Annotated in this window: 20 protein-coding genes; 13 read left to right on the top strand and 7 right to left on the bottom strand. The window is 67.5% G+C overall.

Annotation, left to right across the window (positions count from 1 at the left end; translation table 11 throughout):
• Window positions 1–4 precede the first annotated feature (4 nt).
• The 4 genes from SLQ31_RS07100 to SLQ31_RS07085 all read left to right on the top strand — a co-directional run bounded on the left by SLQ31_RS07100 (window position 5) and on the right by SLQ31_RS07085 (window position 3173).
• On the top strand, window positions 5–832 hold the full coding sequence (locus SLQ31_RS07100) for a hypothetical protein (protein WP_319430968.1): 828 nt from the start codon (window positions 5–7) through the stop codon (window positions 830–832).
• Window positions 833–908: 76 nt separating this feature from the next.
• On the top strand, window positions 909–1691 hold the full coding sequence (locus tag SLQ31_RS07095) for a hypothetical protein (protein ID WP_319430966.1): 783 nt from the start codon (window positions 909–911) through the stop codon (window positions 1689–1691).
• A 67-nt stretch (window positions 1692–1758) separates the two neighbouring features.
• A complete protein-coding gene (locus tag SLQ31_RS07090; protein ID WP_319430964.1) occupies window positions 1759–2451 on the top strand; it encodes a DUF899 domain-containing protein in 693 nt (230 codons plus the stop codon).
• Window positions 2448–3173, top strand: a complete 726-nt coding sequence (locus tag SLQ31_RS07085; protein ID WP_319430962.1) for a VIT family protein — start codon at window positions 2448–2450, stop codon at window positions 3171–3173. Before SLQ31_RS07090 ends, SLQ31_RS07085 begins: the two co-directional genes overlap by 4 nt.
• A gap of 24 nt (window positions 3174–3197) precedes the next feature.
• Here the strand turns inward: SLQ31_RS07085 and SLQ31_RS07080 are convergent, their stop codons facing one another.
• Entirely contained in the window at window positions 3198–4067 is an 870-nt protein-coding gene (locus SLQ31_RS07080; protein ID WP_319430960.1) for a MaoC family dehydratase, read from the bottom strand.
• Window positions 4068–4159: 92 nt separating this feature from the next.
• Here SLQ31_RS07080 and SLQ31_RS07075 point away from each other — a divergent pair, with 92 nt between their 5' ends.
• The 5 genes from SLQ31_RS07075 to SLQ31_RS07055 are packed head-to-tail and all read left to right on the top strand — an operon-like array spanning window position 4160 to window position 10905.
• Window positions 4160–4867: a histidine phosphatase family protein gene (locus SLQ31_RS07075; protein WP_319430958.1), complete on the top strand. Its 708-nt coding sequence runs from the start codon at window positions 4160–4162 to the stop codon at window positions 4865–4867.
• A gap of 1 nt (window position 4868) precedes the next feature.
• Window positions 4869–5276 carry a thioesterase family protein gene (locus tag SLQ31_RS07070; RefSeq protein WP_319430956.1) on the top strand — a complete coding sequence of 136 codons (408 nt, stop codon included), beginning with the start codon at window positions 4869–4871 and terminating at the stop codon, window positions 5274–5276.
• A 31-nt stretch (window positions 5277–5307) separates the two neighbouring features.
• Entirely contained in the window at window positions 5308–7128 is a 1821-nt protein-coding gene (locus SLQ31_RS07065; protein WP_319430955.1) for an SDR family oxidoreductase, read from the top strand.
• Window positions 7129–7187: 59 nt separating this feature from the next.
• Window positions 7188–9803, top strand: coding sequence for a LuxR C-terminal-related transcriptional regulator (locus SLQ31_RS07060; protein WP_319430954.1), 2616 nt, complete (start codon window positions 7188–7190; stop codon window positions 9801–9803).
• Window positions 9804–9852: 49 nt separating this feature from the next.
• Window positions 9853–10905: a nucleoside hydrolase gene (locus tag SLQ31_RS07055; protein ID WP_413641911.1), complete on the top strand. Its 1053-nt coding sequence runs from the start codon at window positions 9853–9855 to the stop codon at window positions 10903–10905.
• Between the two features lie 14 nt (window positions 10906–10919).
• On the opposite strand, the gene SLQ31_RS07050 is transcribed toward SLQ31_RS07055, so the two are convergent.
• Both SLQ31_RS07050 and SLQ31_RS07045 read right to left on the bottom strand, forming a co-directional pair.
• Window positions 10920–12476, bottom strand: coding sequence for a DNA polymerase Y family protein (locus tag SLQ31_RS07050; protein ID WP_319432918.1), 1557 nt, complete (start codon window positions 12474–12476; stop codon window positions 10920–10922).
• Window positions 12477–12506: 30 nt separating this feature from the next.
• Window positions 12507–13193: a hypothetical protein gene (locus tag SLQ31_RS07045; RefSeq protein ID WP_319430949.1), complete on the bottom strand. Its 687-nt coding sequence runs from the start codon at window positions 13191–13193 to the stop codon at window positions 12507–12509.
• Between the two features lie 108 nt (window positions 13194–13301).
• Between SLQ31_RS07045 and SLQ31_RS07040 the strand changes: the two genes are divergently transcribed.
• Complete coding sequence (locus tag SLQ31_RS07040) at window positions 13302–14192, top strand: fructose bisphosphate aldolase (protein ID WP_319430947.1); 891 nt, start codon at window positions 13302–13304, stop codon at window positions 14190–14192.
• 8 nt (window positions 14193–14200) lie between these two features.
• Here the strand turns inward: SLQ31_RS07040 and SLQ31_RS07035 are convergent, their stop codons facing one another.
• Window positions 14201–14794: a PPE family protein gene (locus tag SLQ31_RS07035; protein ID WP_319430945.1), complete on the bottom strand. Its 594-nt coding sequence runs from the start codon at window positions 14792–14794 to the stop codon at window positions 14201–14203.
• Between the two features lie 315 nt (window positions 14795–15109).
• On the bottom strand, window positions 15110–16675 hold the full coding sequence (gene guaA / locus SLQ31_RS07030) for a glutamine-hydrolyzing GMP synthase (RefSeq protein WP_319430943.1): 1566 nt from the start codon (window positions 16673–16675) through the stop codon (window positions 15110–15112).
• Between the two features lie 57 nt (window positions 16676–16732).
• Here guaA and SLQ31_RS07025 point away from each other — a divergent pair, with 57 nt between their 5' ends.
• The 3 genes from SLQ31_RS07025 to SLQ31_RS07015 are packed head-to-tail and all read left to right on the top strand — an operon-like array spanning window position 16733 to window position 20899.
• Window positions 16733–17716, top strand: coding sequence for an alpha/beta hydrolase (locus tag SLQ31_RS07025; protein WP_319430942.1), 984 nt, complete (start codon window positions 16733–16735; stop codon window positions 17714–17716).
• Between the two features lie 43 nt (window positions 17717–17759).
• Window positions 17760–18539 carry a beta-phosphoglucomutase family hydrolase gene (locus SLQ31_RS07020; RefSeq protein ID WP_319430940.1) on the top strand — a complete coding sequence of 260 codons (780 nt, stop codon included), beginning with the start codon at window positions 17760–17762 and terminating at the stop codon, window positions 18537–18539.
• Window positions 18536–20899 (top strand): glycoside hydrolase family 65 protein, encoded by a 2364-nt coding sequence (locus tag SLQ31_RS07015; RefSeq protein ID WP_319430938.1) that lies wholly within the window; start codon window positions 18536–18538, stop codon window positions 20897–20899. The genes SLQ31_RS07020 and SLQ31_RS07015 overlap by 4 nt, the downstream gene beginning before the upstream one ends.
• On the opposite strand, the gene SLQ31_RS07010 is transcribed toward SLQ31_RS07015, so the two are convergent.
• Window positions 20896–22632: a GMC family oxidoreductase gene (locus SLQ31_RS07010; protein WP_319430936.1), complete on the bottom strand. Its 1737-nt coding sequence runs from the start codon at window positions 22630–22632 to the stop codon at window positions 20896–20898. The genes SLQ31_RS07015 and SLQ31_RS07010 overlap by 4 nt on opposite strands.
• Window positions 22633–22787: 155 nt before the next feature.
• Window positions 22788–23915, bottom strand: a complete 1128-nt coding sequence (locus SLQ31_RS07005) for a GuaB3 family IMP dehydrogenase-related protein (RefSeq protein ID WP_319432916.1) — start codon at window positions 23913–23915, stop codon at window positions 22788–22790.
• Window positions 23916–23927 lie beyond the last annotated feature (12 nt).

The following is a 23927-nucleotide window of genomic DNA, read 5'->3' as shown; positions in this document are numbered from 1 at the left end:
TCTGATGCAACATGCCGCCCGTCGCCCGATGTTTGCCATCGCCGCAATGACCACCATCGGGGCGCTGGCCCTGACGCCCATTGCGGGCGCACCACCCGCACTGCACGCGCCGAGCCTCTCCGCTGCCCGCATTTCCACGCAGGCGGTTGCACTCACCGACGCCTGGTCTGACCTGTTCGCCGACACCGCCGGAAGCCTGACCTACCTCGGAGGCGTGTTCCTCGGGGCGGACAACAACTTCCCGTTGCCGAATCCCACCATTCCGCTCGCACCCGTCACCACCCAGCTGGTGCTCAACCCGCTGATCTACGCCGTGCAGCTGATCACTGGCAAGGGCGGCCAGATCCCGGGTGAAATCAGCACCCACCTCACCAACGTCGTCAACCTTGCCAAGCAACTGGCAACCGACTTACCTCCGGCCGTCGTGCAGCAGATTCTGACCCCGTTTCTCGCCGCCAGGGAAGCTCTGGATTCCATCACCGCCGGCAACCTGCTGACCGGATTGTTCGAAGCGCCGGCGATATTCCTGAATCTCGCGCTCAACAGCCAGTACGGACTCCTCGGTGCCACCGGACCGATCGCGGTTCCGATCATCATCCGAAACCTGTTGGCTACGGCGATCTCCACTCCGCTGCCCACGGTCGTGCTGCCGTTCAAGAAGCCGGCCGCCGCAGAGTCGACACCCAAAGCGGCTGTCGCCACGGTCGCGCCGAAGTCGGTCACGGCATCCTCGGCCCCGTCGAAGCCGAAGGCGCCGGCGAGTAGCCGCAAAACGGCAGCCGCCAAAGCCAACAACTCCGCTGCCGGGGCCGGGCACAGCAAGCGCAAGTAAGCCAGATTCCCTGCTGCTCAACCGAAGCCGACGATGCCCGGTCGTCGGCGCCATCGCCCACCAAGGAGAAACTCGTATGCAACGCGCCGCCCGTCGTCCGATGCTCGCCGTCGCCGCCATGACCACCGCCGGGGCACTGGCCCTGGCACCGATCTCGGTCGCACCGCCCGAACTGCACACGCCCGCCATCTCGGCAGCCCGCGTCTCCACTCAGGCGGTTCAGCTCACTGATGCCTGGTCCGACCTGGCAAACCACACACGCATGAGTGTTGTTGGGCTCACGAAGATGTTCCTCGGAACGGACAACAACTACCCGCTGCCCTCCCCGACCCTTCCCCTCGCCCCGGTCGCCACGCAGCTGGTGCTGAACCAGGTCATCTACGTGGCACAGCTGCTCACCGGCAAAGGTGGCCAAATCCCGGGTGAGATTGTCACCCATCTGCAGGGCGTCGGGACTATCGCCGTTCAGGTCTTGTCTGCCCTGCCCGAGGTCATCGGCGAGGGGCTGAAAGTACCGTTTGTCGCCACCCAGCTAGCGCTCGAGTCCATCGGCGCTGCCCCCAATCCGCTGGCCGGGTTGCTCTTCGCACCCGCGATATTCCTCGACGTCGCCCTCAACAGTCCGGCGGGTCTGCTTGGCCAGATTGGTCCGATCGGTTTTGGGCTCATCGTCCGCAATGCGCTGGCCAAGGCGATCTACACCACACCGCCTGCGGGGCTGCCGTTCAAGAAGGCCGCCGCCGCGAAGTCGGCCACGGCATCGTCGACCCGGGCGAAGCCCAAGGCGCCAGCGAGTAGCCGCAAGGCGGTGTCCGCTAAAGCCAGTAATGGCGGCGCCCGGCACAGCAAGCGCGGCTAGGTGCGATGACTAACGAGGGCGGGGCGAGTCAATCCTTGTGAAGGAACCCGACGACAAGGAGCCTCACATGTCCGCCCTGCCCCCGGTAGTCGACCAGCAGACCTGGCGCGCCGCACTCGACGAACTCCGCAAGCGGGAGAAGGCCGCCACCCGTGAACTCGACGCAATAGCCGCGCAACGCCGTCGCCTGCCGATGGTCCAGCTGCCCGAGTACACCCTCGTCGGCGCCGACGGGCCGGTCTCGCTGGCCGACGTGTTCGACGGGCGTTCCCAACTGATCGTCTACAACCACATGTGGACCGACGGCGAAGAATGGCAGTGCCCGGGATGTACCGGGTTCACCTCACAGTTCACCCGGCTGGATTTCCTGGACAACTACGACGCTCGCTTCGTCATCGTCACCAACGGGCCCATCCGAGAAGCGTTGGCGTACAAGGCCAAAGTGGGCAACAAGATGGACTGGTACTCGTCGTCGGACAGTTCCTTCGGCGCCGATGTCGACGCCGCCCCGGGTGAGGGGTTCGGGGTCAACGTCTTTGTGCGTGACGGTGACACCGTCTACCGCACCTGGCACACCAACGGCCGCGGCACCGAACAGCTCAGTCACTCGTTCGCGCTCATCGACCTGCTGCCGTGGGGTCGCCAGGAGGAATGGCAGGACTCCCCCGACGGCTGGCCGCAGCGGCCGACGTACTCCGGCTGGGCAGGTTCGCAAGACATCGCGCAGGCCTATGGCGAAAGTCCTACGCTGCACACGTGACAACGCCTCCGGACCTGCCGGCGCACCCCTACGAACCGCACCACGGTGCGTTCGGCAGCCGGCTGAATTGGTTGCGCGCCGGAGTGCTCGGGGCCAACGACGGGATCGTCTCGGTGGCCGGCATCGTCGTCGGGGTGGCGGCGGCATCGACCGAACGCGGACCGATCGTCACCGCCGGAATCGCGGCGCTGGCCGCTGGGGCGCTGTCGATGGCCGTCGGCGAGTATGTGTCGGTCAGCACCCAGCGTGACTCCGAGAACGCGATGCTCACGCTCGAACGTCGCGAGCTGGCGACCGACCCGGCAGCCGAACTCGACGAGCTCGCAGCGCTTTACGAGGCCAAGGGCCTGACCCCGGCGACCGCGCGGACCGTGGCCGAGGAACTCACCGACCACGACGCGTTCGCCGCCCACGTCGACGCCGAACTACGCCTCGACCCCGAGGAATTGACCAACCCGTGGCAAGCCGCGATCTCCTCGGCGATCGCGTTCACCGTCGGTGCCCTACTGCCGCTGCTCGCGATCCTGTTACCGCCGCCGTCGATGCGGGTGCCGATCACGTTCATCGCCGTGTTGATCGCCCTTGCCGTCACCGGCGTGATCAGTGCGCGCCTCGGCGGCGCCCACCCACGACGTGCGGTCTATCGGGTGGTCATCGGCGGCGCGCTGGCGATGGCGATCACGTTCGGCATCGGCCACCTCGTTGGCGGCGTGGTCGGTTGACCGTCGGCGCGACGGCCGCCGCGATCAGTTCGAGTACTCAGCCGAGCCGTCGTCGAGCACAACCCGGGTGTTGGAGCCGTCCGGCCCACTGGCCTCGGTGCGATAGACCGCCCGCCCCGGCTCGGTGCGCCAGATCGACGTCGTCAACGTCTCACCAGGGAAGACCGGCGCCGAGAACCGTGCGCTGACCGCGGTGAGCTTTGACGCGTCGTTGCCGGCAAGCTCGGAAAGCAGTGCGCGCCCGGCAAATCCGTAGGTGCACAGCCCGTGCAGGATCGGCGTGTCGAAACCGGCCAGCTCGCGGGCGAACCACGGATCGCTGTGCAGCGGATTGCGGTCACCGGACAGGCGGTAGATCAGCGCCTGATCGCCGCGGGTGGGCATGGCAATGCGGGCATCGGGTTCGCGGTCGGGGAATTCCGGGGCGGCCGGTCGCTGACCGGGCTGCCCGCCGAAGCCGCCCTCGCCGCGGATGACGGCGGTCGACAGCGTCTCGGCGATCAATTCGCCGGTGGCCGGATCGGTGCCGCGGCCGCGCATCACGATGATCGCGTTCTTGCCTTCGCCCTTGTCCTGAATGTCGGCGACCTCGGAGACCACCGACAGTTCACCGGAGGCGGGTAGCGGTGCGTGCAACCGGATCTCCTGGGATCCGTGCAGCAGCATGCCCCAGTTGAACGAGCCGACCTTGGTGGCAGCGCCGAATGCCGGGCAGCAGATGACGGCGAAGGTCGGCAGGACCTGCTGGGCGATGTCGTGGCTGTTGTCGGTGGTGAAAGGCAGGTCGTCGGTGCCCGCGCCCACGCCGAGCGCGTAGAGCATCGTGTCGCGATCGGTCCACTGGTAGGGCTGAGCGTCGGTGACCGCTCCGATTGCCGTGGGGTCGATGGGCATTGCCGCACTCCTGGGGTCGTGGATCGAGAAACTCCATAGTTGCACTGCGGAAATCTCACCCGCCACAGCGGTCGACAGTGCACGCTAGGACCATGCCTGTTTCCCGCACCCGGACCCTCGTCGCGATCGTCGCCGCGCTCTTGGCGGCCGTTCTGCTCGCCTCATGCAGTTCGTCCACGCCGAGCGAGCGCACGATCACGCTGACGTTCATCCGGCACGCCGAGTCGGATGCCAATGCCAGCGGCATCATCGACACCTCGGTGCCAGGGCCGTCACTGACACCGACCGGGCAACAGCAGGCCGCGGCGGTGGCCAGCCGGTTGGAAAGCAACAAATACGACGGCATCTACGCCTCGGAGATGGTCCGCACCCAGCAGACCGCCGCCCCGATGTCCAAGGAACTCGGCGAACAGGTCACCGTGTTGCCGGGCCTCAACGAGATCTCGGCGGGCTGGTTCGACGGCCGCAGCGTGGATAAGGCCGCGATCACCTACATGGTGGCCCCGGCCGACTGGCTGCGCGGCGACACCAGCTTCAGCATCCCGGGATCGGTCAGCGGCACCGACTTCAACGGCAAGTTCACCGCGGCGGTGCAGCGCATCTACGCCAGCGGCAACAACAAGCCCGTCGCCTTCTCCAGCGCCGCCTCGATCATGATGTGGACCCTGATGAACGCGCGCAACGGCAAGAACAGCCTGGCGACTGATCACCCGCTGCCCAATACCGGCCGCGTGGTGCTGACCGGCAACCCGGTGATCGGATGGACACTCGTGGATTGGGACGGCATCACCGCGTTCTGAGATGGGTTCCGAACAATTCCGCATGCCGCTGCGGGTGCGGTATGTCGAATGCGACATGCAGGGTCGGGTTTTCAACGGCCACTACCTGACCTGGATCGACATGGCCCTCAATGAAGCCCTCCGCGAGATCTTCGGCGACTACCAGACGCTGACCGACGCGGGCATCGATTTCGTGGTGGCCGCGGCCGAACTGCAGTTCCGCCAGCCCGCGCATTTCGATGATGACCTGGTGGTCGGGGTGGGATTCGATCCGCTGGGCCGCACGTCCCTGCGCAGCACCTATGAGATCCGCCGCGGCGAGGATCTGATCGCCGAGGCGGCGATGATCCACGTGTGCGTCGACGCCGCGACGTTCGAAAAGCAGCCGTGGCCCGACTGGTTTCGGGATCGGATCGCCCCGCCCCATTGACCTCGGCATGATCGCCGATCAAAGATGGCCCATGCGCTATGTCGTTACCGGCGGTACCGGGTTCCTGGAGCGCCGGGTCGTCACCCACCTTCTTGATCGGTATCCCGACGCCGAGGTTCTGTCTGCCGATTCCCAGCCGGACGGCGCCGACCACGTCATCAACTGCAGGCCGGCCGACACCGAGGCGGCCCTGGCCCTGTGCCGCGAGTTAGGCGCCACACTGCACCAGCTGTCCTCGGTTGCGGTGGCCGGCGACTTCGCTGGTGAATACACCGAGGACGATTTCGACGTCGGTCAGCAGCTGCCCAGCCGCAGGCACCGGGTCGCCTTCGACGCCGAGCAGCTGGTGCGATTGTCGTCGGATGTGCGTTGGCGGATCTATCGGACCGGTGTGGTCGTTGGCGACTCCCGTAGCGGCGAGACGGATCGAATCACCGGGCCCTATCACGTCTTCGGGCTGCTGGCCCGACTGGCCGGGCTGCCGTCGGTGACCCCGATTCCACTGCCCGACATCGGCCACATCAACGTCGTCCCGGTTGACTATGTCGTCGCGGCGCTGGTGCAGCTCATGCATACCGATGGCCGGGACGGGCAGACTTTCCACCTGACCGCGGTCGAATCGATCGGATTGCGCAAGATCTACCGCGGTGTGGCGCGCACTGCGGGGCTGCCACCGCTGCGGGGTGGCTTACCCCGCCGCGTTGCGGAACCGCTGCTGGGGGTGCGCGGACGCGCGAAAGTGTTGCGGGACATGGCCGCCACCCAGATCGGTGTGCCACCCGAAGCCATCGACAGCCTTGAGACGGCCGCGGTTTTTCATTCGGAATCGACCCGAAATGCTTTGGGCGCCAGCGGAATAGAGCCGCCCGAGTTCTCGGCCTACGCCCCCGCGTTGTGGCGGTACTGGGCCGAGCACCTCGACCCCGAGCTCACCCGCAGCGACGATCCGGACGGACCGCTGGTGGGCAGGCACGTGATCATCACCGGGGCATCGAGCGGAATCGGCAGGGCCGCGGCGATGGCGGTCGCCGCACGCGGCGCCACGGTGTTCGCCTTGGCGCGCAATGGCGCAGCGCTGCAGGAGCTCGTCGAGGAGATCGAAGCGGACGGCGGCCACGCGTTCGCGTTCAGCTGCGACGTCACCGACACCGAGTCCGTCGACACGACGATCGCCGAAATCCTCGACCGCTTCGGCCACGTCGACTATCTGGTCAACAACGCCGGCCGTTCGATCAGGCGCTCGGTGAGCGCCTCGACCGACCGCTTGCACGACTACGAACGGGTGATGGCGGTCAACTACTTCGGCGCGGTTCGGATGGTGCTCGCGCTGCTGCCGCACTGGCAGGCGCGCCGGTTCGGCCATGTGGTCAACGTATCCAGCGCCGGTGTGCAGGCACGCAATCCGAAGTACAGCTCGTATCTACCGACCAAGGCCGCCCTTGATGCGTTCACCGACGTGGTGGCGTCGGAAACCCTTTCGGACAACATCACCTTCACGACGATCCACATGCCGCTGGTGAAAACGCCGATGATCGCGCCGTCCGGCCGGCTCAACCCGGTGCCGCCGATCAGCGCCGAACATGCGGCGGCCATGGTGGTGCGCGCGCTGGTGGACAAGCCGGTGCGCATCGACACGCCGCTGGGGACCCTGGCCGACGCCGGCCAGTACTTCACCCCGAAGTTGGCCCGCCGGGTGCTGCACCAGCTCTACCTGGGCTATCCCGACTCGCCTGCCGCGCGCGGCGAGGTCCGGCGGCCGTCATCCCCGGGCCCGCGCCTGCCGACGGTGCGGCTTCGCGCACCCCGAACGGTCAAGCGAGTGGTGCGGCTGGTGCCCGGCGTGCACTGGTGAGCTCAGCCGGATCGGCGCGAGAGTCAGCGGCGGGCGGGGTCGCCACTTAGGCTGCTCGCATGGCGACGGGGTGGCAGCTACTGGAGCGGCCGGCCAAGCACGAGGTCATCACGTCCGCGCTGTCCGACAGCGAAACCTCAGGCGTGGTGATCACCGGCCCTGCGGGGGTCGGCAAGACCACCCTGGCCCGGTCGGTCACCGCGTCTCTTCCCGGCAACGCCCGGTGGGCCGCGTGCACGGCGTCGTCCAGCAGCATCCCGCTCGGCGCGTTCGCCCAATGGGTCAAACCCACCGACGCCCGCGATCCGATCGAGCTGCTGGTCTCGGCGCGGCAATCTCTGCTGGCCGACGGGCCTGCGGTGATCGGTGTCGACGACGCTCATCTGCTCGACCAGCTGTCGGCCACGCTGCTGCATCAGATCGCGGTGGAACGCACCGGGTCGATCGTCGCGACAGTGCGCACTGGCGAACCGGTGCCCGACTCGGTGATGACGCTGTGGAAAGACGGCTATCTGCGCCGCATCGACTTGGAGCCGTTCAGCAGGCGGGAATGCACCGCCCTGGTCGAGTCGGTTCTCGGCGGCACCCTGGAAGAGCTGAGCGCCAACGTCATCTGGTCACAGTCCGGCGGCAACCCGCTGTTCCTGCGGCACATGGTCGAGGCGGCATTGGAAGCCGGCACCCTGGACGAGGTCAACGGCGTCTGGCAATTGCGTGGGGCGACCACGGTGTCCTCGGGATTGGCCACGCTGCTGGAGAACCGTTTCGACAACGCCGACCCCGAAGCCGTCACGGTGCTGCGGCTGCTGGCGCTGTGCGAACCGCTGGACATCGACGCGCTGGTGGAACTCGCCGGCGAGCAGGCAATCGATGCCGCGGAGAAGGCCCAGCTGATCCGGATCGACCGCGACGGACCGGCTCTCAACGCCCGGATCAGCCATCCGCTGTACGGCGACGTGGTGTTGCGCCAGATCGGCACCGCGTCGGCGCGGATGCTGCGCGGCCAGGTCGTCACGGTGCTCAACCGGCACAAGCCGACGTCGGCGGCCAGCCGGATCCGGCTGGCACAGCTATATCTGGACAGTGATCAGACCGCCGAAACGGGCCTCCTGGTCGCGGCCGCCAAAGATGCTGTGTCGCTTGCCAATGCGCCGTTGGGTGAACGACTGGCACGCACCGCATTCGAGCGCGATTACGGAATGCGGGCAGCGCATCTGCTGTCAAGGGCGCTGATGTGGCAGGGCCGGCCCGGTGAGGCCGACGAGATCCTGGCCCGGTTCGACCCCGACGACCTCGACGAGAGCCAGCTGGTGTTGTGGGGGATCCCGCGGGCGTCGATCGTGTTCTGGTCACTCGGCGAGGTGGCGCGCGCCCATGAGGTGATGCAGTTGCTTCGGACTCGGGTCAGCCATCCGATTCTGCGGCCGATGGTCGACGCCGCCGACGCGGCCTTCACGATCTTCGAGAACAAGCTGCCCGAAGGTTTGGCGATGGTCGAGGCGGTGTTGGCCAATCCCGAGGCGCCGGAACAAGCGGTGGAGACGGCGGCGTTCGCTGCCGGGCTGGCCATGCCGTTGGCCGGCCGTGGCGCGGACTTCGTGGTGATCGCCGAGCGCTGCTTCGACACCCAGCGATCCACCGATGGCCTGATCCGGATGATGGCCCGCTACGGCGAGGTGCTGGCCCTGGTGTCCATCGGCGAGCTGGACAAGGCCGAAAAACGTGCGGTGGCCTATGGCGAGTTCTCGTCCTCCGGAGAGTTTCTCGGGTGGGCGGTGGCCAAGATGATGACGGCCGTCGTGGCGATCTGTCGGGGCAGGTTTGCCGAGGCGGTCCCGACCGTCGAACAGGCGCTGGCCGCACTCAATGCGGAGAACTCGCTGCCGTGGCGGCTGCCCGGCCGGCTCCTGCTTGCCCGCGCCTACGCCGGCTCGGGCCGACCGGATGACGCCGACCGAGTGCTGGCCGAAGCCGCCGAACACGCCGGCCCCACAGTGGCGTTGTTCGACCCGCAGCTGCTGGTGGTCAAGGCGTGGATCGCTGCCGCACGCGGTGGCGGCCGCCGCGCTGTCGAGTTGTCCCGCGCGGCGGCCGACGCCGCACACCGCAGCGGTCAGTTCGCGGTGGAAGCCGAGGCATTGCACGACGCGGTCCGATTCGGCGACCGCAAGCTGAGTCACCGGCTGCAATCGCTGGTGGCGTCCATCGACGGTCCGCTGCCGAAGCTGTACGCCCGCCACGCCGCCGCGTTGGCCGACGCCGACGGGGATGCGCTGGACGCGGTCAGCATCGATTTCGAACAAGCCGGGCTGCTGTTGTCGGCCGCCGACGCTGCCGCACAGGCCGCCGGATTCCACGAGCAACACGGCGCCCGCCGCCGGGAGATCGAATCGGTCACCCGGGCAATGCGTCTCGCGTCCTCGTGCGGGGGTGCCTCCTCGCCCGCCGTCCGGGGTGCCGCGCGCCCACTGCCGGTGACAGCGCGCGAACTCGAAGTCGCCGAGCTGGTCTCCGCCGGCTCGTCGAATCGGGAGATCGCCGAGCAGCTGTCGGTTTCGGTTCGCACCGTCGAGGGTCACGTGTACCGGGCATGTCTGAAACTCGGTGTGTCCGATCGCGATGGGCTGGCCGCCATCATCCGCGAGGGCGGTCCGCGCCGCCACACCGGAACCTGATGCCGGGACGGGTATCGTTACCGCGGTGAGCGTCGGGGAAGACCAGGCTATTGCGCTGCCCGTTTTCGCTGACGTGGACACCGGCGTCGACGACGCCATGGCACTGGTGTACCTGCTGGCCAGCTCCGACGCGGACCTCGTCGGAATCGCTTCCACCGGTGGCAATGTCGCGGTGGATCAGGTGTGCCGCAACAACCTCGGGCTACTCGAGCTCTGCCGGGCCGGCGCCATTCCGGTGTCCCGGGGCGCAGATCAGCCTCTGAGCACCGCACTGCGCACCGCCGAGGATACCCACGGTCCCGCTGGGCTCGGCTATGCCGAACTGCCCTCGCACCAACGTGAACTCACCGAATACGACTCGGCTGAGGCGTGGGTGCGCGCCGCTCACGCGCAGCCCGGCGAGCTGATCGGTCTGGTCACCGGACCGCTGACCAACCTCGCACTCGCCGTGCGCGACGAGCCGAACCTGCCGTCGCTGTTACGGCGGCTGGTCATCATGGGTGGCGCCTTCGACTACCGCGGTAATACGACTCCGGTGGCCGAATGGAACATCAGCGTCGACCCAGAGGCCGCGGCCGAGGTCTTCGACGCGTGGGGGCGGGCCGCGGATGCCAAAGTTATTCAGCCGCATCAGCTTCCGATTGTATGCGGGCTGAACCTGACTGAGAACATCATGCTGACACCGACGATCCTGAGCCGCCTGGCCGGTGCGGCGGAGACGACCACGACTGCCATGAGCGTGCTCGATTCCCGCGGCACGCGATCGAGCGCCGACAACCCCTTGATCCGTGCACTCGAGGACGCGATGCGGTTCTACTTCGAGTTCCACTTCGATCAGGGCGAGGGTTTCCTGGCGCATCTGCACGACCCGCTCGCGGCCGCGGTAGCCCTGGATCCCGGCCTGGTCCAGACCCGGGCGACCACCGTCGACGTGGAGCTCACCGGGACGCTGACCCGTGGCATGACCATCGCCGACTGGAGCCGGCGGTGGGGCCGGGAATCCAACGCGCACGTCGGCGTCGGAGTCGATCCGGCGGCGTTCTTCTATCGGTTCATCGAACGGGTCGGCCCGTTCGCACGTCGGCTGCAAGCCGACAGATAAGCAGCGTGGCTGGCTCATTCGTAGACGCCTTCCAGATACCACCGCCGCTGCCGATAACACAGCAGCAGCGCGGATCCCGGCTCACCTGGCTGGCCGTCCACCAACACCTGGGCGCGTGCCGTCCGACCCGTCCTGGACTGCTCGCCCTGATCCCACCACCGCTCGTCCACCGACCACGGCCCAGCCCACCAACGCAGCGCACCCCGATAGTGATGACCCGCACCGTCCAACTGCGCCGGTTCGGCCGTGAACATCCCCCGTCCGGTTACCCGAACCGGATTGCCTTGAGCGTCAAGCAGTTCCACCGGGTCGTCGAGGATCACCGCCGGAGCGGGCTCAGGCAGCTGACCGGGCCACGGCCGGTCCGGGTCGGCCAGGGGCACCAGCTCGTCGCCGAGCGGGGTCAAGGTGATGCGTTCGGCTGGACCGCGACCGCCGGACAACACCGGCAGTTGGACGGCCTCCTGCCCCAGTAAACCCTGCACCCGGACCAGCGCGCGACGGGCCCGTAACCGGTCTTCCTCCCCCATACCGCCCCACAGTGGCAGCTGAAGTGCTTCTGCGGAAACAACTTCCACCGGCTGCAGCCGAAGCACCGTCACCGGCGAGTTCGGCCGGTCGTTCGGGTTGCGCCGATTCAGCCAGCCGTCGAGCTGCCAGCGCACCCGGTCGGCGGTGGCGTCCTCGGTCAGCGGTTCGGCACACCGCCATACCCGGGTCAGCTCACCGCCGCCCGACGTGACGGCGTGGATGGCCAGCCGGGTGCATCCCACACCTGCCGCCTCCAGGCTGCGGTGCAGGGCGCTGGCCAGCGTCCGGCCGGCGAACGCCGCCGCGTCGACCCGGTCGATCGGCGGGTCGCAGTTCAGCACCGCATCGAGCTCGGCTGCCGGCTCCCGGCCGGACGGCCCGCGCATCGGCTCGCCGCGGGCGAAACGGTGCGCGGCTGTCGCATCGGCCCCGAACCGGGAGGTCACATCGCTGCGGGACAGCGCCGCGAACTGACCGAGGTTGCGGATCCCCATGCGCCACAACAGATCAGCCAATTCTTCCCGGCCAGGACCGGACAGGCTGGGTTCACCGGATAACTGGCGGATAGACAATGCCGACAGAAACGCGGCGTCCTCACCGGGCTCGATCATCCGACCGGCGCGCGCGGCGAAGACAGCCGTCGGCAGCTGGTCGGCGATCCCCACCTGGCATTCGGCACCCACGGCGGCGACGGCGTCGACCAACCGCTCGGCAGCGGCCGGTTCAGAACCGAAGTAGCGGGCCGCACCGCGAACCGACAGCACCAGCAGCCCCGGCCGCAGTACCTCGGCGCGGGGCACCACCTCATCGACGGCCGCCGTCACCCCTTCGAAGTGGCGAGCATCGCGGGCCGGGTCGGCGGTGACCACATGCAGCTGCGGACAACGGGCCTGTGCCTCGCGCCGGCGCAGAGTTCGGCGTACCCCGGCTGCGCGGGCCGCCGCCGAACAGGCGATCACCCGGTTGGCCAAGGTGACCGCGACCGGGGCCGTCGCCGGCAGCCCGGCCGCCGCAGCAGCGGCAACGGCAGGCCAATCCATGCACCAGATCGCCAGCACCCGGCCGGTCAATCAGCTCACCCTGGATCGTGCCGCGCGGCCGTGCGCGCGGACGGACAACCGGACCCGGCTGATACGTCCAGACCCCGACACCGGGGCATCACCGTGACCTGCGGTGGTCTCATAACCGCTCACCCGCGCATCCAGGCGCATCGTCGCGCCCTGCCAGTCCCCCCGCGCAACCAGCAGGGTGCAGCCCTTCTGCCGGGCCCTGGCCACCACCGCCCGCGCCCGGGTAGCCGTCACCGTCCGGCCGGCCAGGCCGAGTATCACCAGATCCATCCCGTCCATCAGCACCGCGGCCACCTCGACGGGATCGGTGCCCGGGTCCGGAATCACCGCCAACCGACTCAGGTCCGCACCCATTTCCACGGCGGCCAGCAGGCCGAAGTCCGGCACCCCGACGACGGCCACATGCCCACCGCCCGCCGTCACCGCCGCAGCCATGCTCACCGGCAGCGAGCGGGCCCCCGACACCACTGCGACCACACCGCGCGGCAACCCCATCGGCAGCGGTCCAGCCAGCGATTCGGGGATCGGTAGCAAACTTTCCGAGGCCGGTAAAACCTCATCAGCCACATCCGCAACAGGCCGGGCGACGCCGACCTTCCCCGCCACCGCAGCCATCTGGCGTCGGAGCTGTTGTAGCTGCTCAGCGCGGTCAAGCTGCCGTTTCCCCTGGGCAATCGCCACCGTCATCGCCCACCTCCAGCTGCGATCGCCATTCACTGTGTTCGAAAGTATGTTCGATACCACGAGTAAACACCCACCCCCCGACAGCGTCAAGGCGAAAACGCACCTGGCACGATGCATGCCATGACGAACACCGAACAGGCTGAGAAGGTCGCTCACGGGGCCGGCTTCGTCGCCGCGCTGGACCAGAGCGGCGGCAGTACCCCCAAGGCGCTGAAGCTCTACGGCATCGCCGAGGACGAGTACTCCGGCGACGAGCAGATGTTCGACCTGGTGCACCAGATGCGCACCCGGATCATCACCAGCCCGAGTTTCGGCGGCGACCGGATCGTCGCCGCGATCCTGTTCGAGATGACCATGGACCGCGAGATCGAAGGCCGCCCGACCGCCGACTACCTGTGGAACGTCAAGAAGGTCGTGCCGATCCTCAAGGTCGACAAGGGGCTGGCCGCCGAAGAGGACGGCGCCCAGGTGATGAAGCCCATCGACGGCCTGGACGAGCTGCTGGCCCGTGCGGTCGGCAAAGGCATCTTCGGTACCAAGATGCGCTCGGTCATCACGCTGCCCGGCGGTGGCCTTGAGGCCGTGGTCGATCAGCAGTTCGAGGTCGCCCGCCAGATCCTGGGTGCCGGACTGGTGCCGATCATCGAGCCCGAAGTCGACATCCACTCACCCGAAAAGGGTGAAGCCGAGGACCAGCTCAAGGCCGCGATCCTGCGCCACCTCGACACCCTCGATCAGCAGGTGATGCTCAAGCTCACCCTGCCCGACACCGACGACCTGTACGGCGAGCTGGTCGAGCATCCCAAGGTGATGCGGGTGCTCGCATTGTCCGGCGGCTACTCCCGCACCGACGCCTGCGAGCGGCTGGCCCGCAACCACGGCGTCATCGCCAGCTTCTCCCGGGCGCTGACCGAGGGCCTGACCGCACAGCAGAGCGACGACGAATTCGACAAGACCCTGGACGAGGCGATCACCGAAATCGCTTCTGCCTCAAGAACTTAACGAGCCGCCTACGGTGCGTAATATCCGAGCATCGCCCCTACGTCCTGCGCCCACATCTCTTCGTACATGAGGTCCGTGGCGAGGATCGCGGGGACGTTGCCGCTGAGAAAATTCACGGCGGTCAACTGAAGCAGAACCGCACGGTTGGCGGCGATCGCCGGCGGCGACACATTTGCGGCGAACGCCGCGTCAAAGGCCGCAGCCACGGCCGACGCCTGGACAGCGGCACTCTCAGCTTTCCCTGCAGCGGAGGTCAACCATCCGGCAACAGGTGACGTCGCGGCTGTCACAGCTGCGGAAGCCGGCCCTGCCCAGGGTGCTGACCCCAATCTCTGGGACACCCAATCAACGCCCTGCGCCGCCGCATTGAGCTCGTCGGCAAGGTTGTTCCAGGCCAACGCAGCTTGTAGCAACGCGGCAGAACCCGCGCCGGTGTACAACCGAGTGTTGTTGACCTCTGGGGGGAAGGCGGAGAAGTCGGTGGTCGTCAGGACTCGCCGCACGTCCTGGCCGAAGTCCTTTTTCTGCTCGATGATCGCCTTCTTTTCCTCAGCGATCGCCTTGTCTTGATCAGTAATTGCGTTGGCAGCGGTGGCATTCACGCGGACGGCGGCGGTGCGCTTTACCGTCTTTCCGACAGACGGAGCCGATTGCGACCGCGCGGCCGGCCCCGCCGTGTGCCTCTGGTTATGGGACGCCGCAGAAGAACTCGCGGTGCTATCGGCGTGAGCGACCGCCGACCCACCGGCCAGCACGGCCCCCGCACCCACGGCGAGGATTCCCGCGCCCATCCAGAATCGCCATTGACTGACCACGGAAACCTCCCCGAGAATGCGCCGGAACCCGGCACAGCAAACTCAAGGTAGCACGCTAGTTAACGGTAATTCACCGATAACTGGGCGCGACAGGGAAGCTGGCTACTCCCACTCGATGGTGCCCGGCGGCTTGCTCGTGACGTCGAGCACCACTCGGTTCACCTCGGGCACCTCGTTGGTGATGCGCGTCGAGATGCGCTCCAGCACCTCGTAGGGCACCCGCGTCCAGTCGGCGGTCATCGCGTCCTCACTGGACACCGGCCGCAGCACGATCGGATGGCCGTAGGTGCGTCCGTCGCCCTGCACACCCACCGACCGGACGTCAGCCAGTAGTACCACCGGGCACTGCCAGATCTGGTTATCCAAACCGGCAGACGTCAGCTCCTCGCGGGCGATCAGATCGGCACGGCGCAGCGTGTCCAGCCGGGACGCCGTCACCTCGCCGACGATCCGGATACCCAGCCCGGGTCCCGGGAAGGGTTGGCGGCCAACGATTTCCTCCGGCAGGCCCAGCTCCCGGCCCACCGCACGCACCTCATCCTTGAACAGCAACCGCAGCGGTTCGACGAGCTTGAACTTCAGATCCGCGGGCAGACCGCCAACATTGTGGTGGCTCTTGATATTTGCCGTCCCCGTGCCGCCGCCGGACTCGACGACGTCGGGATACAGCGTGCCCTGAACCAGGAAGTCGACCTCGCCGGCGCCGTCGGTCACGATGTCGCGCACCGCTCCCTCGAAAGCACGGATGAACTCGCGGCCGATGATCTTGCGCTTACCTTCGGGATCATGCACGCCTGTAAGTGCTTGCAGGAAGCGCTCTTCAGCGTCGATCGTGACCAGCTTGGCACCGGTGGCGGCGACGAAATCACGCTGCACCTGTTCACGCTCGCCGGCACGCAACAGTCCGTGGTCGACGAACACACACGTCAGACGGTCTCCGATAGCCCGCTGGACCAGAGCCGCTGCCACCGCGGAGTCCACGCCACCCGACAAACCACAGATGGCCCGACCGTCGCCGATCTGCTCGCGCACCTGCTCGATCAGGCTCTCGGCGATGTTGGCCGGCGTCCAACTGGCCCCGATTCCGGCGAAGTCGTGCAGGAACCGGCTCAGGATCTGCTGTCCGTGCGGGGTGTGCATGACCTCGGGGTGATACTGCACCCCGGCCAGCCGACGGGCCCGGTTCTCGAACGCGGCAACGGGGGCGCCGGAGCTGACGGCCACCACCTCGAAGCCCGCCGGTGCGGAGGTGACCGCGTCGCCGTGGCTCATCCAGACCGGCTGCGTGCCGGGCAAACCCGAATGCAGGTCGCCACCAACGACTTCCAGCTCGGTACGGCCGTATTCGCTGGTGCCTGTGCGCGCGACGGTCCCGCCGAGCGCCTGGGCCATGGCCTGAAAGCCGTAGCAGATGCCGAACACCGGTATGTCGAGGTCGAACACGGCCGGGTCCAGCTGCGGGGCGCCCTCGGCGTACACGCTGGACGGTCCGCCGGAGAGCACGATGGCCTGCGGATCTTTGGCCTTGATCTCCTCGACGGTCGCCGTGTGCGGGATGACCTCGGAGAACACCCGGGCTTCCCGGACTCGCCGGGCAATCAGCTGGGCGTACTGGGCACCGAAATCGACCACCAACACGGGACGAGGCGATGGGGATGTCACGCGCATGAGTCTAGTGCGCCGGATCGGCCGACCCGCTCAGCAGCCGCAGGTAGCCTTTCGCTGATGAAAGCCCTGCCAGCGGCCGCAGGAGTCGCTGTCGTCGCTACGACGACATTGGTGCTGCGCCGCTATCTGTCCGGCCGCAACGGCCTCGCCGCCGTGCCTACCGAGCTGCGCAGCCCGCTGCTGCCGATGCTGGCCGTCGACATCACCACACGCTCGCTGAAGGCCAGCAGGCTGAGCGGTCGGCTGCCTATCCCGCCCGGCGCCGGGGTCACCCTGACAAAACGCCAGATCGCCGGGCGGTTGGTGCTCGTGTTGACGCCAACACACCCATCCCGGGCGGCACTGCTCTACATCCACGGTGGCGGCATGGTGGTGGGCTCACCGCAGTCGGAGATCAGGGGCGCCGCGAAGCTCGCCCGCGAACTCGGCGCCGTCGTCGTCTCGCCGGACTATCGACTGGCGCCCGAGCACCCGTACCCGGCTGCCCTCGACGACTGCATGTCGACCCTGTACTGGATGCGCGACAACGCCACCGAACTGGGCATCGATCCAGACCGCATCGCGGTCACCGGGTCCAGCGCGGGCGGCGGGCTGACCGCTGCCGTCGCCCAACGCGCCCACGACGAGGGAATCCGATTACGGGCCCAGGCAATGGCCTACCCGATGCTCGACGACCGCACCGTGTTGCGGGACGACCACGGCGGGCGCGGCCGATTCCTGTGGACCCCGGCGTCGAACCGGTTGGGCTGGACGGCCTACCTCGGTCGCCCACCACGGCTGTCGGATGCACCCGAGTACGCCGCACCGGGCCGGCGAGATGTCCTGTCCGGCCTGGCGCCGGCATGGATAGGTGTTGGCGAGCTTGATCTGTTCTACGACGAGTCCGTCGACTATGCCGATCGGCTCCGTGCGGCCGGCGTCACGTGCGAGCTGGTGACCGTGCCCGGGATGTACCACGGCGCCGACGGACTGGCCGCCAAAGTACCTGCGATGCAGGCATTTCGCCGGGGGCTAACGGATCACCTGCGCAGCCACCTATGAGACCTCCCTGTCCATCCAGGCATGTTCTGCGGCCAGAAGGGGAATGGACAGCGAGGAATGGAGCTACAGGAGGTGGCGCGTGCTAGGACTGCCTGACGAGGTCAAGGCTTGTCTGTTCGACCTCGACGGCGTGCTCACCGACACCGCCCGGGTGCACACCCGGGCCTGGAAGGGGATGTTCGACGCCTATCTCGAGTGGCGGGCACAGCGGGCCCACACCGCGTTCGTGCCGTTCGACAGGGCGGAGGACTACCCCACCTACATCGACGGAAAAACGCGTGAAGACGGCGTCCGCTCCTTCCTGGCCAGCCGCGATATCACCCTTCCCGAGGGCGACCCGTCCGACCCGAACACCGCCGAAACCGTCTACGGGTTGGGCAACCGCAAGAACGCCTTGTTCCAGCAGCTCCTGCAGAAGAACGGCGTCGACGTGTTCGAGGGGTCGCGGCGCTACCTGGAGGCCGTGCACGCCGCGGGCATACCCGCCGCGGTGGTGTCCTCCAGCGCCAACACCGGCCAGGTCCTCGAGATCACCGGGCTCGACAAGCTGGTGCAGCAGCGGGTTGACGGCATCACGATTCGCGATGAGCACCTGCGCGGCAAGCCGGCCCCCGATGCGTTCCTGCGTGGTGCGCAGCTGCTCGATGTCGAGCCGGCGCACGCGGCGGTGTTCGAGGACGCGCTCGCCGGCGTGGCTGCCGGCCGGGCCGGACATTTCGGGTTCGTCGTCGGAGTCGATCGCCTGGGTCATGCGGATGCATTGCGGCGCAACGGCGCCGACGTCGTCGTTACCGACCTTGCGCAACTGCTGGATAAGCAGTGATCAACGGCGACGCTTTCCCGATCGAGCCGTGGCAGGTCCGGGAAAGCCACCTGAACCTGGACCAGATCGCCCAGTCGGAATCGTTGTTCGCGTTGTCCAACGGGCACATCGGTTTACGAGGCAACCTCGACGAGGGTGAGCCCTTCGGAATCCCAGGCACCTACCTGAACTCCTTTTACGAGACCCGGCCACTGCCCTATGCCGAGTCCGGATTCGGGTATCCCGAAGACGGCCAGACGATCGTCAACGTGACCAACGGCAAGATCCTTCGGCTGCTGGTCGACGACGAGCCGTTCGACGTGCGCTACGGCGACCTCGGCGAGCACGAACGAACTCTCGATCTGCGCGCCGGAACACTGACACGACGGGCAGTCTGGCGCTCACCAGCGGGCAAGAAGATCAGGCTGGTGTCGACGCGGCTGGTGTCCCTGGTGCAACGGTCCGTGGCGGCCATCGAGTATGTGGTCGAAGCGGTGGACGAATTCGCCCGTGTCACTGTGCAATCCGAACTCGTCGCCAACGAGGATCAACCCGAGCAGTCCAACGACCCTCGGGTTTCCGCGGTGCTGAAGCACCCGCTGGAGCCAGTCCACCACGAGTCCACCGAGGACGGCTCGCTGCTGATTCACCGCACCCGGGCGAGTCAGCTGATGATGGCCGCGGCGATGGACCATCTGGTCGAGGTCCCCGGCCGGGTGGAAATCGACACCATGGCTGCGGAAAACCTCGCCCGCACCACCGTCATCTGCGGGCTGCGGCCCGGTCAGCAGCTGCGGATCGTGAAATTCCTGTCCTACGGCTGGTCGAGCCTGCGGTCACGTCCCGCGCTGCACGACCAGGTGGCCGGCGCGCTGGCCGGGGCCCGCTACACCGGCTGGGACGGTCTGCTGCAGACACAGCGCGAGTACCTCGACGAATACTGGGACTGCGCCGATGTCGAGGTCGACGGCGACCCGGGCTGCCAGCAGGCAGTGCGCTTCGGCCTGTTCCACGTCCTGCAGGCCAGTGCTCGCGCCGAGCGCCGTGCGATTCCCGGCAAGGGTTTGACCGGGCCCGGCTACGACGGCCACGCGTTCTGGGACACCGAGGCTTTCGTGCTGCCGGTGCTGACCTACACCAAGCCGGAGGCGGCCGCTGACGCGCTGCGCTGGCGCGCCTCGATCCTCGATCTTGCGAAGAAGCGGGCCGAGCAGCTCGACCTGCAAGGTGCGGCGTTTCCGTGGCGGACGATTCGCGGCGAGGAGTGTTCGGCCTACTGGCCGGCGGGCACCGCGGCTTGGCACGTCAACGCCGACATCGCGATGGCCTTCGAACGGTATCGCACGGTCACCGGGGATCAGTCACTGGAATCCGATTGCGGGCTGGCGGTTCTCGTCGAGACCGCCCGGCTGTGGATCTCGCTGGGCCATCACGACCGCGATGGCGTGTGGCATCTCGACGGAGTCACCGGACCCGACGAATACACCGCGGTCGTGCGCGACAACGTGTTCACCAATCTCATGGCCGCACAGAACCTCCGCACGGCCGCCGAGGCCTGTAATCGCAACGCGGACGCCGCTTTTGCCATGGGCATCAGTAACGAAGAGACCGCCGCGTGGCGCGATGCGGCCGACAGTGTGCACATTCCCTACGACCAAGATCTGGGCGTGCACCAGCAATGCGAGGGTTTCACCAGACTGCAGGAGTGGGACTTCAGCGCCAACACCATCTATCCACTGCTTCTGCACCAGCCGTACGTTCGGCTCTATCCCGCGCAGGTGATCAAGCAGTGCGACCTGGTGCTGGCGATGCAGTGGCACAGCTATGCGTTCACTGACGACGAGAAAGCCCGCAATGTCGACTATTACGAGCGGCGCACGGTGCGCGACTCGTCACTGTCGGCCTGTACCCAGGCGGTCATGTGCGCCGAGGTCGGCCACCTCGAGCTGGCCCACTCCTACACCCAGGAGGCGGCCCTGATCGACCTGCGGGACCTGCACCACAACACCCGCGACGGCCTGCACATGGCGTCGCTGGCCGGAACGTGGACCGCGCTGGTGGCCGGCTTTGGCGGTCTGCGCGACGACGAGCACATCCTGTCGTTGGATCCTCAACTGCCCGAAGAGATCTCACGGCTGAAATTCGGGGTGCGCTGGCGCCAATACCAACTGTCCGCCGAGGTCGACCACCGCGAGGTGACCTACACCCTGCGCGACGGGCCCAACGGGCAACTCACCATCCGGCATGCCGGCGACGAGTTGACGTTGACCACACGCGAACCCACCACGGTGGCGCTGCGGACCCGCAAGGCATTGCTCCCGACTCCTGAGCAGCCGCCCGGACGGGCGCCACGTCGGCACATCGAACGTGGGGAGCGTTAGCCGCCGGTGTTGATCGGCTCGATCGGCAGGTGACGCAGCCCGCCTGGCGCATCGGTGGGCACCACGGGGTTCTTCGGTTCGATAGGAGCTAGTCGACGGTACGGCTGCCCCTGCACGGGACGCTGGTCGTCCTCGTCTTTGTTGGGCCACAACGACGTTGCCCGCTCGGCCTGGGCCGTGATCGACAGCGACGGATTGACGCCGAGGTTGGCCGAGACCGCCGCGCCGTCCATCACGTGCAGCGTCGGGTAGCCGTACACCCGCTGATAGGGGTCGATGACACCGTGGTCGGGCTTGTCGCCGATCGCCGCGCCACCGAGGAAGTGGGCGGTCAGTGGGATGTTGAACAGCTCGCCCCAGGTTCCGCCGGCAACGCCGTCGATCTTCTCAGCGACGCGGCGAGTGACCTTGTTACCGGCCGGAATCCAGGTCGGGTTCGGTAAGCCGTGGCCCTGCTTGCTGACCATCCTGCGCTTCCCGAACACACCGCGCTTGGTATAGGTGGTGATCGAGTTGTCCAGATGCTGCATGACCAACGAGATCATGGTGCGCTCGCTCCAGCGGCGGGGGCTGAGCATTCGTAGCATCGCCCGCGGATCATCGGAAGCGTTGGTGAACAACTGCTTCCAGCGCGGCTCGTCGCTGCCCTCGGGGCCGGGCCCGTCGGTCATCAGCGTCTGCAACAGGCCCATCGCGTTGGATCCCTTGCCATAGCGCACGGGTTCGACGTGGGTGTCCGGGGTCGGATGAATCGACGAGGTAATGGCCACGCCGTGGGTGAGGTCGAGATCGGGACGCGCTTGCAGACGTCCCGCGCCCACAATCGATTCCGAGTTGGTGCGGGTCAGCACCCCGAGCTTGTCGGAGAGCTTGGGCAGCGTGCCGGTGTCGCGCATCTTGAACAGCAGCTGCTGGGTGCCCCAGGTGCCCGCCGCAAGGACCACCTGGCGCGCGGTGAACGTCCGGCGGTCCTTGCGGGCCCATCGGCCGGTCCGCACCGTGTGGATGTCCCAGACTCCGTCGGGACGCTGCGCGAATCCGGTGACGGTGGTCATCGGAAAGACTTGCGCCCCAGCTCGTTCCGCCAGGCCGAGATAGTTCTTGACGAGCGTGTTCTTCGCGCCGTGCCGGCAGCCCGTCATGCACTCGCCGCACTCGATGCAGCCGGTGCGTGCGGGGCCGACACCGCCGAAGTACGGGTCAGGCACCGTCTTGCCGGGGGCCTTCTCGCCGTTGACCCCGAAGAACACCCCGACCGGGGTGGGCGTGAAGGTGTCGCCCACCCCCATCTCGTCGGCCACCTCCTTCATGATGCGGTCAGCGTCGGTGAAGGTCGGGTTCTTGATGACCCCCAGCATTCGCTGCGCCTGGTCGTAGTGCGGCATGAGCTCGGCACGCCAGTCGGTGATGTGCTTCCACTGCGGGTCGTTGAAGAACGGGTCCGGCGGCACGTAGAGGGTGTTGGCGTAGTTCAGGGACCCGCCGCCGACGCCGGCGCCGGCCAGGATCATCACGTTGCGCAGCAGGTGGATCCGCTGGATGCCGTAGCAGCCCAGCCGCGGCGCCCACAGGAACTCGCGCAGCCGCCAGGACGTCTTCGCGAACTGGTGGTCGGCGTAGCGGCGGCCGGCCTCCAGAACGCCGACTCGATAGCCCTTTTCGGTGAGCCGCAGCGCGCTGACGCTGCCGCCAAAACCCGAACCGATGATCAGCACGTCGAAATCCGGCTCCATCGAACCAGTATGAACTTACCGACAAGTAACAAGCTAGAGAGGGGCGCCTAATTCCCCTGCCGCGCTCCTCCCGCGAGCGTCACCCTGGGGCCGCGTTCGCCGTCGACAGTGACTCTGGTGTGACGCTCGCCGGAGAAGCTCGCGGGAGAAGTCCTCTAGCGGCCGACGGTCAGTCCGACCTTCTGGAATTCCTTCAGATCGCAATACCCGGCCTTGGCCATCGACCGGCGCAAGCCACCGACCAGGTTGAGCGAGCCGAACGGGTCGTCGGAGGGCCCATTGAGCACCCGGTCCAGGGACGGGCGCTCCCCCGCCGCGATCTGCAGCAGCGCGCCACGAGGCAGCGACGGGTGCGCCGCGGCCACCGGCCAGAACCAGCCGTCACCGAGTGCCTCGGCGGATTCGGCCAGCGGCGTGCCCAGCACCACCGCGTCGGCGCCGCAGGCGATGGCCTTGGCCAGGTCACCGGAGGTGTGGATGTCGCCGTCGGCCAGCACGTGCACGTAGCGCCCGCCGGTCTCGTCGAGGTATTCACGCCGGGCAGCAGCCGCGTCGGCGATCGCGGTGGCCATCGGCACGCTGATACCCAGCACCTCGTCGCTGGTGGTGACCCCGAGCGTCGAGCCGTAGCCGACGATCACGCCGGCCGCGCCGGTGCGCATCAGATGTAGCGCGGTGCGGTGATCCAGCACCCCGCCGGCCACCACCGGAATGTCCAGCTCGGAAATGAACGTCTTCAGGTTGAGCGGCTCCCCGTGGGAGTCCACCCGCTCGGCAGAGATGATCGTGCCCTGGATCACCAGCAGGTCGATACCCGCCGCGACCAGCGCCGGCGTCAGCGCCTGCGCGTTCTGCGGGCTCACCCGAACCGCGGTGGTGACCCCGGCGTCGCGGATGCGGGCCACGGCGGCACCCAGCAGCTCGGGATTGAGCGGCGCGGCATGCAGTTGCTGCAGCAGCCGGATCGCGGCCGTCGGCTCGGGCTCCTTGTCGGCGGCCTCGATGACCTCGATGACCTTGGCCTCGACGTCGGCGTGCCGTCCGATCAGGCCTTCGCCGTTGAGCACCCCGAGCCCGCCGAGGCGGCCCAGTTCGATGGCGAACTCCGGGGAGACCAGGGCGTCGGTCGGGTGGGCGACGACGGGGATCTCGAACCGGTAGGCGTCGAGCTGCCAAGCGGTGGACACATCCTGGGACGAGCGGGTCCGCCGCGAGGGAACGATGTTGATGTCGTCGAGTTCGTAAGTACGGCGGGCAGTTCTGCCCATGCCGATTTCAACCATGTCACGCATCGG

It is taken from the genome of Mycobacterium sp. RTGN5 (assembly GCF_033804465.1).
GTDB lineage: Bacteria > Actinomycetota > Actinomycetes > Mycobacteriales > Mycobacteriaceae > Mycobacterium.
Note: the sequence above shows the minus strand (reverse complement) of the source record. Positions and strands in the feature narration are given on the sequence as shown.